The sequence below is a fragment of the Streptococcus suis genome, from assembly GCF_002964045.1.
GTDB classification, from domain to species: Bacteria; Bacillota; Bacilli; order Lactobacillales; family Streptococcaceae; genus Streptococcus; species Streptococcus suis_U.
The window spans coordinates 1-701 of the sequence record NZ_POPB01000484.1; the positions used below are offsets into that span (position 1 = coordinate 1).

At 42.7% G+C, this 701-nt stretch carries 1 protein-coding gene; it reads right to left on the reverse strand.

Features of this window, described 5'->3' with window-relative positions:
* A partial coding sequence (locus C1E99_RS12170) for a transposase (RefSeq protein ID WP_153060223.1) occupies positions 1-701 on the reverse strand: 701 nt, incomplete at both ends.

Genomic DNA, 701 nt, shown 5'->3' on the forward strand with positions numbered 1-701 from the left:
TTATGCGTTATGAGGTAATACATTGTCCGAATGAGACGATGTATGGAGGCAATCGTGTGTGGCTTGGTTGAAGTCATTTGCGATTGCCTTTTTCGTTTCTCATAAAAGTCTGCTATATGGCAAGGATTGGTGTGACTAGCTGAAGCGATATTGTGAATGCATTTGAACAGAATCTTTCTAGCATAGGGATTGCCACGCTTGGTAATGTGTTCCTTAGCGATGAAGTTTCCAGATTCATAGTGTCTCAGGTCAATACCGATAAAGGCATTGATTTGATTGGCAGACTGAAAACGGCGAATATCTCCCAGTTCGCCAATAATACTTGTTGCAGTAGTCTCAGCGATACCAGGAATAGAAAGCAGAATGTCATACTCTGGTAAAGGTTGGGCTAGTTCCACCATTTCGTCTAAGACTGCTTGTCTCTGTTCAGAAAGCCGAAGCAATTCTTTTGCATAGTAACGCACCTCTTCTAGTATTGGAGAGGTTTTCTTGACGGCACAGTAAGATTGATTAGCTAGTGCTATCAGCTTTTCGGCTAAGTACGCCACACGCTTGTCCGAAATCCGTTTTGAGGTGGACTGACGAATACTTTCTGAGAGTTCGTCCTTGCTTAAATCAAGCACGAAGTCCTTGCAAGGAAAAGCTATGACCAGGTTCCAGTATTGTTCACCAGTTGGTGTTGACAAGATATTTTCCAATTC